15 protein-coding genes and 4 tRNA genes are annotated in these 15,182 nt (G+C 34.5%); 14 read left to right on the top strand and 5 right to left on the bottom strand.

From position 1 onward, the window contains the following. Positions 1 to 3: 3 nt before the first annotated feature. Positions 4 to 891 (bottom strand): protoglobin domain-containing protein, encoded by an 888-nt coding sequence (locus PL77_RS18790; RefSeq protein ID WP_044208791.1) that lies wholly within the window; start codon positions 889 to 891, stop codon positions 4 to 6. Between the two features lie 352 nt (positions 892 to 1,243). Between PL77_RS18790 and PL77_RS18785 the strand changes: the two genes are divergently transcribed. The 3 genes from PL77_RS18785 (at position 1,244) to PL77_RS18775 (ending at position 3,301) form a co-directional block, all read left to right on the top strand. Next, positions 1,244 to 1,789, top strand: coding sequence for a GNAT family N-acetyltransferase (locus PL77_RS18785; RefSeq protein WP_044208789.1), 546 nt, complete (start codon positions 1,244 to 1,246; stop codon positions 1,787 to 1,789). Between the two features lie 57 nt (positions 1,790 to 1,846). Then, positions 1,847 to 2,812 carry a hypothetical protein gene (locus tag PL77_RS18780; RefSeq protein ID WP_044208786.1) on the top strand — a complete coding sequence of 322 codons (966 nt, stop codon included), beginning with the start codon at positions 1,847 to 1,849 and terminating at the stop codon, positions 2,810 to 2,812. An 81-nt stretch (positions 2,813 to 2,893) separates the two neighbouring features. Further along, positions 2,894 to 3,301, top strand: a complete 408-nt coding sequence (locus PL77_RS18775; protein WP_044208784.1) for a GNAT family N-acetyltransferase — start codon at positions 2,894 to 2,896, stop codon at positions 3,299 to 3,301. A gap of 101 nt (positions 3,302 to 3,402) precedes the next feature. Here the strand turns inward: PL77_RS18775 and PL77_RS18770 are convergent, their stop codons facing one another. Next, the gene (locus PL77_RS18770) at positions 3,403 to 4,050 is read right to left on the bottom strand and encodes a peroxiredoxin-like family protein (protein ID WP_044208780.1); all 648 of its coding nucleotides are present in this window, start codon (positions 4,048 to 4,050) and stop codon (positions 3,403 to 3,405) included. 2 nt (positions 4,051 to 4,052) lie between these two features. After that, a complete protein-coding gene (locus tag PL77_RS18765; protein ID WP_044208777.1) occupies positions 4,053 to 4,646 on the bottom strand; it encodes an NAD(P)H-dependent oxidoreductase in 594 nt (197 codons plus the stop codon). Positions 4,647 to 4,756: 110 nt separating this feature from the next. Here PL77_RS18765 and PL77_RS18760 point away from each other — a divergent pair, with 110 nt between their 5' ends. From PL77_RS18760 to PL77_RS18750, 3 genes are read left to right on the top strand one after another with little or no spacing between them, the layout of a single operon-like run. Further along, the gene (locus PL77_RS18760) at positions 4,757 to 5,119 is read left to right on the top strand and encodes a helix-turn-helix domain-containing protein (RefSeq protein ID WP_044208774.1); all 363 of its coding nucleotides are present in this window, start codon (positions 4,757 to 4,759) and stop codon (positions 5,117 to 5,119) included. A 3-nt stretch (positions 5,120 to 5,122) separates the two neighbouring features. Beyond that, the gene (locus PL77_RS18755; protein WP_044208772.1) at positions 5,123 to 5,617 is read left to right on the top strand and encodes a flavodoxin family protein; all 495 of its coding nucleotides are present in this window, start codon (positions 5,123 to 5,125) and stop codon (positions 5,615 to 5,617) included. Between the two features lie 58 nt (positions 5,618 to 5,675). Continuing rightward, entirely contained in the window at positions 5,676 to 6,977 is a 1,302-nt protein-coding gene (locus PL77_RS18750; protein ID WP_172665901.1) for a deoxyribodipyrimidine photo-lyase, read from the top strand. Between the two features lie 343 nt (positions 6,978 to 7,320). Here PL77_RS18750 and aceA read toward each other — a convergent pair whose 3' ends face one another. Further along, a complete protein-coding gene (gene aceA / locus PL77_RS18745; protein ID WP_172665900.1) occupies positions 7,321 to 8,595 on the bottom strand; it encodes an isocitrate lyase in 1,275 nt (424 codons plus the stop codon). A gap of 160 nt (positions 8,596 to 8,755) precedes the next feature. Further along, a complete protein-coding gene (gene aceB / locus PL77_RS18740) occupies positions 8,756 to 10,357 on the bottom strand; it encodes a malate synthase A (protein WP_044208765.1) in 1,602 nt (533 codons plus the stop codon). Positions 10,358 to 10,892: 535 nt separating this feature from the next. Here aceB and PL77_RS18735 point away from each other — a divergent pair. The 8 genes from PL77_RS18735 to PL77_RS18700 all read left to right on the top strand — a co-directional run bounded on the left by PL77_RS18735 (position 10,893) and on the right by PL77_RS18700 (position 14,910). Then, positions 10,893 to 11,543, top strand: a complete 651-nt coding sequence (locus PL77_RS18735; RefSeq protein ID WP_044208763.1) for a hypothetical protein — start codon at positions 10,893 to 10,895, stop codon at positions 11,541 to 11,543. 159 nt (positions 11,544 to 11,702) lie between these two features. Next, positions 11,703 to 12,470, top strand: coding sequence for a 5'/3'-nucleotidase SurE (gene surE / locus PL77_RS18730; RefSeq protein WP_044208760.1), 768 nt, complete (start codon positions 11,703 to 11,705; stop codon positions 12,468 to 12,470). Between the two features lie 427 nt (positions 12,471 to 12,897). Next, positions 12,898 to 12,980: transfer RNA gene (locus PL77_RS18725), tRNA-Leu, on the top strand. Between the two features lie 23 nt (positions 12,981 to 13,003). Next, positions 13,004 to 13,086, top strand: a tRNA-Leu gene (locus PL77_RS18720). Positions 13,087 to 13,118: 32 nt separating this feature from the next. After that, a tRNA-Leu gene (locus PL77_RS18715) sits at positions 13,119 to 13,201 on the top strand. Between the two features lie 22 nt (positions 13,202 to 13,223). Next, positions 13,224 to 13,306: transfer RNA gene (locus PL77_RS18710), tRNA-Leu, on the top strand. 334 nt (positions 13,307 to 13,640) lie between these two features. Then, the gene (locus PL77_RS31825; RefSeq protein ID WP_156152427.1) at positions 13,641 to 13,817 is read left to right on the top strand and encodes a hypothetical protein; all 177 of its coding nucleotides are present in this window, start codon (positions 13,641 to 13,643) and stop codon (positions 13,815 to 13,817) included. 262 nt (positions 13,818 to 14,079) lie between these two features. Then, positions 14,080 to 14,910: a metallophosphoesterase gene (locus tag PL77_RS18700; protein ID WP_044208757.1), complete on the top strand. Its 831-nt coding sequence runs from the start codon at positions 14,080 to 14,082 to the stop codon at positions 14,908 to 14,910. Positions 14,911 to 15,182 lie beyond the last annotated feature (272 nt).

Here is a 15,182-nt window from a genome sequence, read left to right as displayed (position 1 = left end):
AAGCTATTGTTTAACAATTTTCATATTCAATTTTTGAAAAGCAATTCCTATCGCTGCTTTTAAATTGGCCGTCGTTCTAATGGTTCCTACATCAATTCCAAGTTCAACAATGGTTTGAGCAACAGCCGGCGATAGCCCAGAGATAATACATTCACACCCCATAAGTTTGGTCGCTTTTGTAATCTTGATCAGGTGATTTGCTACTGCGGTATCCACTACAGCCACACCAGAAATATCTAAAATAAAGCTTTGTGCATGATGTTGTGAAATGTGATTTAAGGTATTATCCATAATATCTTGTGCCCTTCTTGAATCAATAAGTCCTACTACAGGTAAAAGTAATAGTCCATCCCAAAGTTGGGTGACAGGAGTAGACATGGCCATTAAAGTTTTACTTTGGGCCGTAATTTTTTGGTTGACCACATGCTCATAACTTTGTACAATGATAGTCATATCCAAGTGAGCTATTTTATTTAAAGCTCTTCTTGTTTTATTAATTTTTGCATTGTCCCAATCTTGAGCCAAAAGAATTTCAATAAATAAACTTAGAAAATGATCTACACCTGCTAGGTATATTTCTTGTGATAATCCAATTCTAGCATGTACTTCTCCAACACTTTTTCGGCTTGAGACATATTGGTCATTGATGTTTGCATCAAAAAATTCTTCCCAAAAGCTCAACTGAAGTTTTTGAACTCGATGCAAAGTTGATGGATCGGCAAAGTACTCTTGAAATTCAGCCGTAGTTTTCAGCCAACTATACCATGAGTCTACCATTTCTGGAATTTTATCAATGGCTACAGGCTTAAATTCATGTACAGCTTCAATGTCTTCTTTGGTGATTTCGTATAGATCACAAAGTTGGGTAGCAGTTCTAGATATCACTTCCATTGGTCAGTATATATTAAAGAATAATTATCAAAAGATTGAATAGTAGAAAAATGTACTATTTGTGCTATGTCAAAATTACTTATTATAATTATGTGATGATGATTTTGAAACTTAGAATAGTATAATTATAAAGTTGTTTTATCATGAAGCTCATAAAAAATAATAAAGAGCGTCTGATAAACAATTATGGACCTAGCACATAAACAAATTTAGTGTTTAGTTACAAATTCGCAATTATTATTTTAAAAATGAGGTTTGCATAGTTGGGCTCAATTGGATATTGTTTATCTTAAGATGTGATATAGAATACTTGAAACCTAAGTACCACATCGAAATATAGATACTACCATCAATGAATATTAAAGTTAACCCGCAAATAGAATTGAAACCTTTAGAGATGGGGGATTCAAAACCTATTTTTTCAATTTTAGATCAGCAAAGGGATTATATTGGAAAATGGCTCCCATTTGTACAGTATACTCATAAGATTGAAGACACACGTAAGTTTGTGGCTTCAATGATTGAAGAAGCTGAGAAAAATACCACTAAAGTTTATTCCATTATGTTGGGAAGTGAGTTGATTGGATTGATAAGTTTTAAAGATATTAGTAGAGTCAATAAATCAACGGAAATAGGCTATTGGATTTCTCAAGATTACCAAGGAAGGGGAATTATGACAGACGCAGTTAGACAAATGTGTAAAATGGCTTTTGAGGAATGGAAAATGAATAGAATTGTGATCAAATGTGCAGAGGAAAATTATCCAAGTAAAAGAATCCCTCAGAAAATTGGTTTTAAATATGAAGGATTAGAAAGAGAAAGCATTGTTATGATTGATGGACAATTTGCTAATCTTGAAGTGTTTAGTTTATTGAAAAGTGATGGAATGAAGATTTAGTTTTTTCATTTTCACAAAATAATGTGTCCATACTATTAGGCATCAAAACTTTATATTATGAGCACTTTAATTCTTTCATTGATTTTCTCTTTATATCCTTATTCCGATACTTCAGATTATCGGAATTATCATCAACAAATCATTCATATTGAAGAAATGATAGTTGATGAACAGTATGATTTGGCATTGGATGAATATGTTAAGCTGTTCGATCAGTATGATTATATTTTTAAGAGAGACTTGAAAATTGCGACTGATCTATCTTTATTCTTAAAAAGAAAAGAACAAGCTGTACAATTAGTGACAGAATGTTTAAGTAAGGGATGGGAATTGAAAAGTTTTCAAAAGGACAAGCTAAAAGACCTCTTTTCTGCTGAAGAATATTCTAATTTAAAGCAACAAGCACCACAATTACACCATCAATATATTTCTTCTCTGGATATCGACACGAGAAAAACAGTCCATGGCCTTTTTAAAAAAGACCAAAGGAAAGCATTTAGAGCCTTCCTAAAATGGGGAGATAAAGCACAAGAAAAGTTTATGGACTCAATATTTGCTCCTCATAGTGAATTGCAAATGAAGACAATGAAGCAGGTTATCCTTTCTAAAGGCTACCCAGGTGAACAATTAATTGGTAATAATTACTGGGGATCCACTGTCATTTCTCATCACAATTCTTTAACGTATGATTATGTAAAACGTGATACATTATTTCCTGATCTTAAACCTTATTTGTACGAATCATTGAGAAAAGGACAAATTTCACCCTATGAAATGGCTTTGATTGAAGATTGGAAAAATGCAGTTTTACGTGATTCATCTAGTATTGCTTTTGGTTATGTCAATCCACCTTCTAAGCAAACATTACAGCAAATCAATAAAAATAGAAAAGCAATAGGTTTAAGATCCATAGAACTGAGAAATAAACTGGTGGGAATTGAAAAGAAGACAGGTTTGAAATTTTATTTGCCCAATTGGACAAAAGGAGAAATACCTATTTTGGAGGAGAAAGGTGAAGTGTGACCTGAGGGTTGATGATAATTTAATCACAAACATTTGTACATTTAGGTTCAAATATATTTAATCATTTAAGGGTGTATTCTAATGAACATAACGATATCGGAAACGAGAACAATACCTCAAGAACAAATCATCGAATTATATAAAGCCAATAAATGGAGTTCTGCAGATAAATCTGATTTGCTTTACAAGGCCTTGACCAATTCCCATACTTTAATTTCCGCTTGGGAAGGCGGGAAATTGGTAGGTATCGGGAATGCAATATCTGACGGATACTTAGTGGTTTATTATCCTCATCTATTAGTACATCCCGAATATCAAGGGCAGGGGATTGGAAAAATGATAATGGAAGTAATGTTCAAAAAATATAAAGATTTCCATATGCAGATGCTTACTTCTGATGGTAATGCAGTTCGATTTTACGAAAAAATGGGCTTTGAAAAAGCTGGAAATACTACACCTATGTGGATTTATGAAGGGAAAGAACATTAGAAAATAAAAAACTCCAATTACCATTGATAAGTAATTGGAGTATATATGTGTTATTAGATCCGAATCAGAAAAATTTCTTTTCCTCTTTATTCTACCTCTAATTATACTGCTTGTAATTCACTGACTAGTACATCCGGGTTTGGACGTTTGGTGTAATCAACTGAATATTCAGCATATCTGATTGTACCGTCTGTATCGATAATAAATCTTGCTGGAACAGGAAGTGTCCAAGAATCATCACCGTTGTATTCATTCAATTTGATATTGAACTTGTCATTGTATAATGACTTTAACGGATCGACCATTTCCCATTTCAATCCGAATTGAGCAGCTATAGTATTTTCCGCATCCCTTAGTAGATCAAAATTCAATCGTTGTTGTTCAACAATCTTTAAGTTGTTTTCAACTGTTTGTGGTGAGATACTGACCATATTCACGCCCATTTCATCAAACTGTGCTTTGTATCTTTTGAGGAAAGCCAAGTCTGTATTACAGTAAGGACACCATACCCCTCTGTAGAAAGTGATTACCAAAGGTCCTTTTTTCAAGAGTTCTTCACTTGATACAAGTTCTCCTTTGTGATTTGGTAAAGAGAATGAAGGAGCCTTATCTCCTGCTTTTAAAATCCCTTCGCCGATTCCTGATGCTTCAAGGTCACGAGTGGCTTGGTGCATGATTTCTACGAATTCGGCTGGCATTCCACCCTCGATTTTTTCTTTGAGTCTACTTAGTGATTCTTGTAATTCCATAATTAAGCTTTTTGGATTAATTCTTCTTTAATGTGTTTTTCAAAACGGATAAAATCATTTTCCACTTCAGGGTTTTTCATAACGTCATAAGCGAAAAATGTTTCTAAAGGTTCCAAACCAAACCATTTAAAGTTTAGGTGCATTGGTAACATTAAGTCATCCTCACTGATGCCGTTAAAGAATTTTTCGTCAGGATTGTTGAATGCTTCCTTAGGGGCATTTGCAGTAACAGAGATCATATATTTTCCTTTTAACAAACCACCTAAACCATAGTTTTGTTTCGGGTTTTCAGCAGTTCTACCATCGCCCTGTGACATCTTACCCATCATACCTGCGGTAAACACATCATCCATGTATTTTTTGAAGCTCCAAGTGATGCCCATCCAGTTTAATGGAGTTTGAAGGAATACTACGTCTGCCCAAAGGAACTTCTCCATCTCTTCTTCTACGTCGTATTCTTTTTCAGAAGAAGTGTATTTGATCTCAAAATCAGCTTCTTCCAACCAAGAAGATGCCTTCTGGATTAATGTGTTATTTAGTTTTCCTTCCGCAAATGGATAGTACTGATGACCGTTAATAATTAATATTTTTTTCATGTTTGTTTCGATTTGTGTTATATTTGTTTCGTAAAGGAACTAACATTAGTTTAGAAAAGAAACTAATAGGTTCGATAACTGAAAAAATAGTGGTTACAAAAAGGTGACTTATGGGAAGAAAAGTAATAGATAACCCCAATTTGTGCTCATTGGTACATGCAATGAATATCATAGGAGGGAAGTGGAAACCAATAATTATGTACTTATTGGCAAATGGTAGTTTACGTTTTGGGAAATTACTCATGTTTACACCAACCATCTCTAAGAAGGTTTTGACAGAACAACTGAAAGAATTAGAAGAAGATGGTTTAATTATCCGTCAGAAGTTCCCAGAAATACCACCAAGAGTGGAGTATTCTCTTTCGGAAAAAGGAAAAGCTTTATTGCCTGTCTTAAAAGCACTGAGCGATTGGACGATGGAAACCTATGGAAATGAAATAGGTTTTGAGCAGTGTAGAATCGTAACATTATAATAGATGAAGTCAGTAATATTAGTCGGTAGTGCTAGAAATGAAAGTAATACTTTAAAACTAGCACAACGACTTCAAAAAGAAGGAGAGTTTGAGCTCATAAATCTATTGGAGTATAAGATTGGGCATTATGATTATGAGCATCAGTATACAGAAGATGATTTTATTCCCTTAATGAAAAAGATCATTGAAAAATATGATACAATCGTCTTCGCAACGCCAGTGTATTGGTATGCAATGAGTGGAATGACGAAGGTGTTTTTTGATAGAATCACCGATCTAATTACAATTGAGAAAGATTTAGGGAGACAGCTAAGAGGAAAAAATATGGCTGTTATTACTACTTCTAATGGAGGTAATCTAGGTGATGATTTCTGGCACCCTTTCAAACATTCGGCATCCTACCTTGGAATGAACTTCTTAGGAGGGGAACATACTATTAATGGGATGGATAATGAGAATGCAGTAGCCAACTTCCTTGATTTCTTTAAGGTAAAATAGAACAATTGATCGTTTCTTTAGTTAGATTGAAACACCTTTAATCTACATAAGAACGATAATGAAAAAAGAGATTTCAATTTTTTGGTATAGAAGAGATCTTCGTCTATTTGATAACGCGGCTTTGAGTCACGCTCTTAACGATAAGGCACCGACAGTGCTACTGTTTATTTTTGATGGTGATATAATCAATGAATTAGATAGAGATGATGCTAGAATCACTTTTATATACGATCAATTGTCAAAGATAAATGCTCAATTAGCAGGTTTAAACACTAATCTTTTGATAAAAATTGGGAAGCCTTTTGAAGTATATAAGGAATTAGAGGAGGAATTTGAGATCAAAGGAATCTATACCAATGAAGACTACGAACCTTATGCGATCAAAAGAGATCAGGAAATAGGAGATTACTTTAATAGAAAGAATATACCTTTTCACCTTTTTAAAGATCAAGTCATTCATGCGAAAGACGAGGTATTGAAGAAGGATGGAAAACCTTATACTGTTTTTACTCCTTTTAAAAATCAGTGGCTAAAACAATTTGATTCCTCAAAAACTTTAGAATATAAGGTTGAATTAAATACATCAAATATAATTCAGCAGCAATTTAAATTTCCCACCCTAGAAGATATTGGATTTGAAAGGTCTAAAATCAAGGTTTTGGATTACAAAATAGACCATTTAGAAAAATACGATACTGATAGAGATATTCCTTCAGTAAAAGGAACAAGTAATTTGTCAGTTCACCTTCGTTTTGGGACAGTTAGTATTAGAGAGTTAGTGCATAAGGTGCAAGATCATCCAAGTTTCTTTTCGGAATTGATCTGGAGAGAATTCTTTATGCAAATCCTATATCATTTCCCTGATGTAATCGATCTAAGTTTTAAGAAAAAGTACGAACATATCGAGTGGAGAAACAATGAGCAGGATTTTGAGAAATGGAAAAATGGTCAAACCGGTTACCCCATTGTTGATGCTGGCATGAGGGAATTAAACCAAACTGGTTACATGCATAATCGAGTGAGAATGATTGTAGCGAGTTTCTTGTGTAAGCATCTTTTGATCGATTGGAGATGGGGAGAAGCTTACTTCGCAAAAAAGCTATTGGATTTTGAACTCTCTTCTAACAATGGCAATTGGCAGTGGGCAGCAGGAACTGGATGTGATGCAGCACCTTATTTCAGAGTATTTAATCCTACTGCACAAACTAAGAAATTTGACCCTGATTTTAAATACATAAAAAAATGGGTCCCTGAATTTGATGGATTTGGTTATCCACAACCTATGGTGGATCACAAAATGGCAAGAGAAAGAGCTTTAGATGTCTATAAGTATGGCTTGGCTATGAGTGAGCAATCATAATTACATTATTAAATCATATAAATTAAAAACCACTTTAGTTCATTAGCTAGAGTGGTTTTTATATATAAAGAGATTGATCTTTGGGTGACTTGGAGTTGGTATGAATTCAATTTCTACAATTAGTGCCATCTTCTCATTCACTAAAAAACTCTCCCATAGCCATGAGAGAGTTTTAAAATTTTAGGTAACCATATGTAAGTGTTCGGAGTATGTGAGAACTAATAGATCTTCAAATAGATGACTGGAAATATTCTGTTTATAAGCCAATTGTTACGTTTAAACTCGGTTTGAGATTTAACTATTTATATTTATCATCTCTTGAAAATCATTAGTTCAGCATCCTCTAAAATTGAGCAGTTTCAGTACTACCTTCCATGGCTGTCGTCGATGAAGTGCCTGCTGTCACTGTATTTTGGATAGCGTCGAAATAGGTAGTACCCACAAAAGCTTGATGTTTCACTGCTCTGAAACCGTCTGTTTGTAAGCTGAATTCTTTTTCTTGTAATTGAGAGTAACCGGCCATTCCTCTCTCTTTATATGCTTTGGCCAATTCGAACATACTAGTATTCAAGGCATGGAAGCCTGCTAATGTGATGAACTGGAATTTGTAACCCATATCAGCAAGGTTTTCTCTGAATGTCTCCATTTCCTCCACGCTTAATTTAGATGCCCAGTTGAATGAAGGAGAACAGTTGTAAGCCAACATTTTACCAGGGTATTTTGCATGAATTGCATCAGCAAATCGTTTTGCTTCTTCCAAATCAGGGTGAGAAGTTTCACACCAGATAAGGTCGGCATAAGGAGCGTAAGATAAACCTCTAGAAATCGCTTGATCCAAACCGTTTTTCACTTCATAAAAACCTTCTGCAGTTCTTTCTCCATGAATAAACTCACGATCTCTTGGATCAATATCACTTGTCAGTAAATTGGCTGCATCTGCATCTGTTCTCGCAATGATAATGGTAGGAACACCACAAACATCAGAAGCAAGTCGTGCAGCTACTAATTTGTTGATTGCCTCTTGAGTTGGTACAAGTACTTTACCGCCCAAGTGCCCACATTTTTTAGCTGAAGAAAGTTGATCTTCAAAGTGTACCCCTGAAGCACCTGATTCGATCATCATTTTCATCAATTCAAAAGCATTTAGATTTCCACCAAACCCAGCTTCTGCATCTGCAATGATTGGCACCATATAATCTGTATCATTTTTATCGGCTACAGATTGGATTTGATCGGCTCTTCTTAAAGCATTATTAATTCTAGCAACTACTTTAGGAACACTATCGGCAGGGTATAACGATTGGTCTGGGTACATCTGACCCGCTAAGTTGGCATCTGCCGCTACTTGCCACCCCGAAAGGTAGATCGCTTTTAATCCAGCTTCAACTTCCTGAATCGCTTGGTTGCCTGTCAAAGCACCCAATCCTGCCATAAAATGTTCTGAATGTAATCCTTTCCAAAACTTTTCTGCCCCTTGACGTGCAAGAGAATGCTCCACAAAAACATTTCCTTGAAGCTTTATCACTTCTTCAGCGGAATAAGGACGTTCGATATTTGCCCATCTTGGATTTGTTGCCCAATCTTCTTTTAGTGCATTGATTCTTTCTTGCTTTGTCATAATTGTGTTAAATTTACTGTGTTGAAAATGTATAAACGTGTATGCATTGGACCCCCATCCAGCATTCACTACATTGGGGGGCACTATTTAATTATAGTGCCCTTTTTTTATAAATAATGTATTGGTTATTTTTTGAGAATAAGAGTAATCGATTTACTCTTTATATCTGTTGATAAGCCGGTAACGTAAGGAATTCAATAAATTCGTCTGTAGTTACCAATTCATCAAAGATGTTTTTCGCTTCCTCATATTTACCATTGTTGAAGTTCTCTTCTCCAACATAGTTTTTAATGGTATCCATGATTTCTGGAAGCAAGCTTCTGTACAATTCAGTGGTGATCAAAGTGCCATCTGCTGTAGTCGCTCTATGTTTGATCCATTGCCAAACTTGTGTTCTAGAGATTTCAGCAGTAGCTGCATCTTCCATTAAATTGTAGATCGGAACGGCACCTTGTCCATCCAACCATCTAGCGATATACTGAATCCCTACATCAATGTTATTTTTCAAACCATCGATGGTGATATCACCCTCAGGTACTTTAAGAAGATCTTCTGCGGTGATTTTTTTATGAGTGATTGGTTTTTTCAAATTATTAGGACCACCCATATACCTATCAAATACATCTCTAGCCGTTTGAACTAAGCCAGGGTGAGCAACCCAAGTACCATCATGACCTGCCATTGCTTCACGAGTTTTGTCCTTCGCTACTTTCTCAATGGCTCTTTGATTGGCTTTTTCATCCTCCTTGATTGGAATTTGAGCAGCCATACCACCCATCGCAAAAGCACCTCTCTTGTGACACGTCTGAATCAAAAGTTCGTAATATGATTTCATAAAGTGAACTTTCATGGTCACCTGTGCTCTGTTAGGTAACATGTAGTTCGGATCATTTCTAAACTTCTTGATGTATGAGAAAATATAATCCCAACGTCCACAATTCAAACCTGCTGAATGATCTTTTAATGCATATAAGATCTCATCCATTTCGAAGGCTGCTAAGATCGTTTCAATCAATACAGTCGCTTTTATACTTCCTTGAGGAATCCCTATATAATCTTGGGCGAAAACGAAAATGTCGTTCCAAAGTCTTGCCTCCAAATGACTTTCAATCTTAGGAAGGTAGAAGTAAGGAGCACTACCTTTTTCCAATAGAGCTTTCGCATTATGGAAGAAGTAAAGACCAAAATCCACCAATCCGCCAGAAGCAGGTTGACCATCAATAATGATGTGTTTTTCGATCAAATGCCATCCTCTAGGACGAACCATCAGCGTAGCTGTCTTCTCATTTAATTGGTATTCCTTCCCTGTTTTTGGGTGAGTGTACTGAATAGTTCCTCGAATAGCGTCTCTTAGGTTGATTTGACCATTGATGTTGTTGTCCCAAGTAGGAGAGTTCGCATCTTCAAAGTCAGACATGAAGACATTAGCTCCACTGTTCAATGCATTGATGATCATCTTTCGATCTACTGGCCCTGTGATTTCAACTCTACGGTCTTTTAAGTCATCCTTTACCTCTGCAACGGTCCATTCACTGTTACGGATGTAAGCGGTCTCCGCTAAAAAGTTAGGTCGTTTGCCCTCATCAATGGTGTGTTGTCTTTTGATGCGAGCCTCTAAAAGAGCAATTCTCCTTTTGTTGAATTTCTCATGTAAACGGACTACAAACTCTAAAGCCTCTGGAGTTAGTATCTCTTCGAATTGTTTAGAAATTAAACCTTTAATCTCTAAATTTTCAAGCTGTGTAATTGGTTGTGCTCTCATAGTATTTAAAGTTTTGTCTGGGTGAATGATGTCTCAAAGATATAAAAAGCGAATTGAATAAAAAAAGCGAAAATTCGCCAGTGAATAATCATTCAAAAATATAAAATATAAATAATAAAATATGTATGTTATAAATAAGTGTAAATATGAAACTTTAAGTATTAATATAAGAAGAGTAGAAAAATAGCGAAAATTCGCAAAAAAAATTAATTTTTATTTAAAACAAAACTTATGTCATCTTTTGGGTGTGTCATTAACATATTTTCCGGAATTGTTTCTGATGTGAAAAAAATAATGTATTTTTATATAAGGGCTTCTTGATAGAAATCACTATAAAATAGTTTCGGTTTATTTCCTCATCATTTTCCCACGAATTAAATCATAGGTTAATGATGAGTAAAAGAAGGTTTTGAGGCTATAAAAAAAATAAAGCCGTGAAAACTCTAATGATAAAAGTGACTCAGTTCATTATTTTTATATCATTTTCTATAATTTAGCACTTGCACATATTCACTGAACTTGAAAAAGCATGCACATGAAATTTAAAGTAACACTAACCTATTTGCTTATTTTTATTCTCCCGCTATCCATCTTTGCACAAGATTTTCCATCTGAATATTGGCATCAAGGTGAAGTGGATTTAAAAAATGGCAACTCTATGAGAGGTAGAGTGAAGTATTCATTAGAAGAAGGAGTAGAGTCAATACAGGTGATTGTCAATGGCGTCATTAAATCGTATGGTGCTCAAAATGTTCAATCGTTTGAGATCATGGATGCGATGACCAAACGACAAAGAGTCTTTTTCTCTTTACCTTTTAAGAAATCAAAAGGATATGTGAAAAACCACTTTTTTGAGTTGATAGAAGAAGGAGAACCTTACATCTTATTTGCGAGAGAGAGAATCGCTGAAATATCAGAAACATCTTATGACCCATATTGGGGCAGTAACTTCAATACACGTAGACGTGTTTTAGTTCACGATTTTTACCTCATGGATATGTTTGCAGATATCAGACAGGTAGATATGAGAAAAGAAGAAACTATGCTGGCATATTTTGGAAAGCATAAGGATAAAGTAAAAGCCTTCATTAATATCAACAAATTGGATTATAAAGACCGGGAAGATTTTCTACAAATTGTAAGGTATTATGATTCACTCGTAGAGAAAAAAGAAATTTCAAATTAATAAACTAAATTAGGGCTGTTAAATCAATAGCCCTTTTTTAAGCAGCAGACCAATCGTAATGTAATGAAGAAGAATGACGATTGAATATTGATTGAAAATTCTTCCATTCGCTCATTCTTGGTCATAAATGCTTGCTTTGAATAAAAACAAAATAATAATATGAAACCCTTAATTCTTATTTCCAATGATGATGGAATTACATCAAAAGGAATTAAATTTTTAGCAGATATAATGCGTGAACTTGGAAAAGTAGTAATTGTGGCTCCGGATAGTCCACAATCAGGACAGGGACATGCAATCACCATAGAAGACCCATTAAGATATCATAAATCAGATTTATTTAGCGATTGGGGTATAGAAGCCTACCAATGTTCGGGTACACCTGCCGACTGTATTAAGTTGGCCAAAAATCATATTCTCCCTAAAAAACCAGACTTAGTGGTAAGTGGTGTCAATCATGGAAGTAACACCTCTGTTAGTGTACTCTACTCGGGCACAATGTCAGCGGCTTTGGAAGGAACTATTGAAGGGTTGCCAAGTGTAGGCTTTAGTGTATGTGATTACAGCTACGATGCGGAGTTTGAACATACACGAGAGTGGGTCAAAAAAGTAGCTACATCAGTATTAGAAAATGGTCTGCCTCAAGGAACGGCACTCAACGTCAACTTTCCGAAATACAATGGAGAGCCTATTAAAGGAATGAAAGTCGGAAGACAAGCCAAAGGACGTTGGCATGAGCAGTTTGATGAAAGAGTAAACCCAAGCGGAAGAAAATACTTGTGGTTGACAGGGAAATTTGTAAATCCTGATAATGCGGAAGATACTGATGAATATGCAATAGAACATAATTATGGTAGTATAGTCCCAACAAAAATTGACCTGACGGACTATAAGTATATGGAAAGTTTAAAAGGTCTCTGGGAATAATAACAGTTGATTTAAAAATGAAAGTGATCAATAAAGTTAGCTTGCAATTTTATTTGTAATGCTTTCAAAATAAATCTTTACCCTTCGTCAATACAAAATTGAGTAGTTGACGAGGGGTTTATTTTTAATTGTACAGCTGCTTTTATGAAGAAGAGAATTAATGAATGTATTATTAATGACGTATTACTTTGATATACATTGGAAAAATCAATCCTTTATATAAGTACCAATAAAGCTTATCTATTTTACTTATTGTGCCTTTATCACCTACTTTACATTTATTATTCTAAGAATTTCTACCTGTGATTCAAGGATTTAATAAGGTAATTCTATTGTGATGCGAAATTCAGTTTGTTTTATATGAATTAACCTTGCATATTTGCATCGCTTTAAACGAAAAGCAAGTACACAAAATATGAAATGAACCGCCTAGGTGGTGGAATTGGTAGACACGCTAGACTCAAAATCTTGTGAGCTTTGCTCGTGTGGGTTCGAGTCCCACCCTAGGTACTACGTTCATTTTCTTATTTTTCGCTTGAGTGGTGGAATTGGTAGACACGCTAGACTCAAAATCTTGTGAGCTTTGCTCGTGTGGGTTCGAGTCCCACCTCAAGTACTTTTGTCCATATTGAAATTAAAAAACAATTTGCCTAGGTGGTGGAATTGGTAGACACGCTAGACTCAAAATCTTGTGAGCTTTGCTCGTGTGGGTTCGAGTCCCACCCTAGGTACTACAATTGTTTTTTAATTTCCGCCTGGGTGGTGGAATTGGTAGACACGCTAGACTCAAAATCTTGTGGGCTTTGCTCGTGTGGGTTCGAGTCCCACCCCAGGTACAAAAAGCATTGATAGAAATATCGGTGCTTTTTTTTTGCTTAAAAAATCATCCCTTATAATAAGGTATAAAAGGTTTGTAAGTAGGGAATATCCAAAGAGATGGAAGGGTTAATTTTGTATTATCGAACTCATTAAATGAGTTTTTAGATTTAAATATAAGACTAATAAGAACTAATGAAAATACATTTAATAATGATAAGCACACTCATGATATATATAAAACATTATTACAGGTAAATTAAAAATCAATTTTTAAAAGACATTACTTTTCCTAAAAGTGTTCAAAACTTATTTGCTAAAAAGCTTGAAGCAAAAATAAAGGGAGAAACAGATTTGGAAAATGAACGCTCCACAGTAGCAACAGCAAGAGCCTTGAAAAACGCATCGAATATGATGAAGGATGATGATAACATTCGTTTTATTCAATTTATGCAGGCAATTACAAAAATTTCAGCAAAAGGAAATCATACATTCGTACTAAGTGATTTTATAGATAAGTTTAAAAAATAATGATCTCGAATAACTTCTTACTCAGGAGTTGCATATTAAAAGGGTGTTTTTATCTATCTTTCACTTATCAAAGAATGTTGTTTTGTATTACATTAACAATTAGTTTGAAGAGGCTTTTCAATTTCTATTATAAATGATGCACTCAATGAATACTTGCTGTATCAAGATCAATTAGAAAAACGGCTAAAATCATCTTATTAATCAAAGCTTAGTTCATTCTTTAGTATCAAATAATAAGCTTATATTATTTTATGTCATAAAAATGAAAATAACGATTGATCATAAAAGCCTTTTAGAAACCTATCCGTATTTGGAAGTGGGTTCGAGAAGTATCGGTCAAAATAATTCACCTGAAATATTACACAAAATACTTCCAATTTATTTTGGAGAATATGAGAATGTAAATACAGATATCGACTTACTAATCATAACTTCTGATTTACAAGGAATAGCTGAGGAAAATGGTCAAAAATATTTACTTGGCGAAAAACTACCCTCTTTTTTAAAAACGTTAATTGAAATCGAATTACCTAAATGTAAAAAAATAGGTGTTTTGTTATGTGGAGATCTGTATACGTCGTTGGAAAAAAGAGGAGCAAGTGGAGATGTTAGAAAGGTATGGGAAGAATTTAATAATTACTTTGAATGGGTGGTGGGTATTGCAGGTAATCACGATACTTTTGGTAATGAAAGTGAAAAGGAGCAATTCAAATCACAAGAAAATATTCACATTCTTCATAAAGAGAAAATAGCATTGAATGGGATGAAAATAGGGGGAATAAGTGGAATAATAGGTCGAAAAGACAAGGTAAATAGAGTTCAAGAATCTGATTTCTTAAATGGGTTAACGAAACTTTCTCAACATGAGCTAGACTTTATCCTAATTCACGAAACTCCAGACTTTCCAAAAAATAATGAGATTGGGAATAGTAAAATTAGAGAGCATATTGAAAAATTAAACTCAATAAGAATATGTTGCGGCCACTGTAATTGGGATAATTCATTAGCAAACTTTGATAATGGAACGCAAATTCTTAATGTTGATTCTAAAGTAATATTAATGAAAATAAAACGTAGCGAACAAAAGTTATAAGTGGAAACATACATGAAAAGCAGTGACTAAAACTCCACGTCGTTACTAATGAAATATTGCTGAATTATAATAACCCTACTACTTATTAAAAATGACTATTTCTTAAATTTTCCTTTTCATTATTAATATCATTCCTTTTGTGAAGGACAAATGGAGTGTATGGTTTGCAAGGACGTTGCAATGCAACATCCTTACAGAACTGCATTTTAGAAAATTATTATAAAACCTTTGTCTTTTAACGTTTAATCAGACCATCATTTAGTAGTATCTCC

The organism is Flammeovirga sp. OC4 (assembly GCF_000812565.1).
GTDB lineage: Bacteria > Bacteroidota > Bacteroidia > Cytophagales > Flammeovirgaceae > Flammeovirga.
The sequence above is the reverse complement of the archived record's forward strand: the minus strand, read 5'-3'. Positions and strand labels throughout refer to the sequence as shown.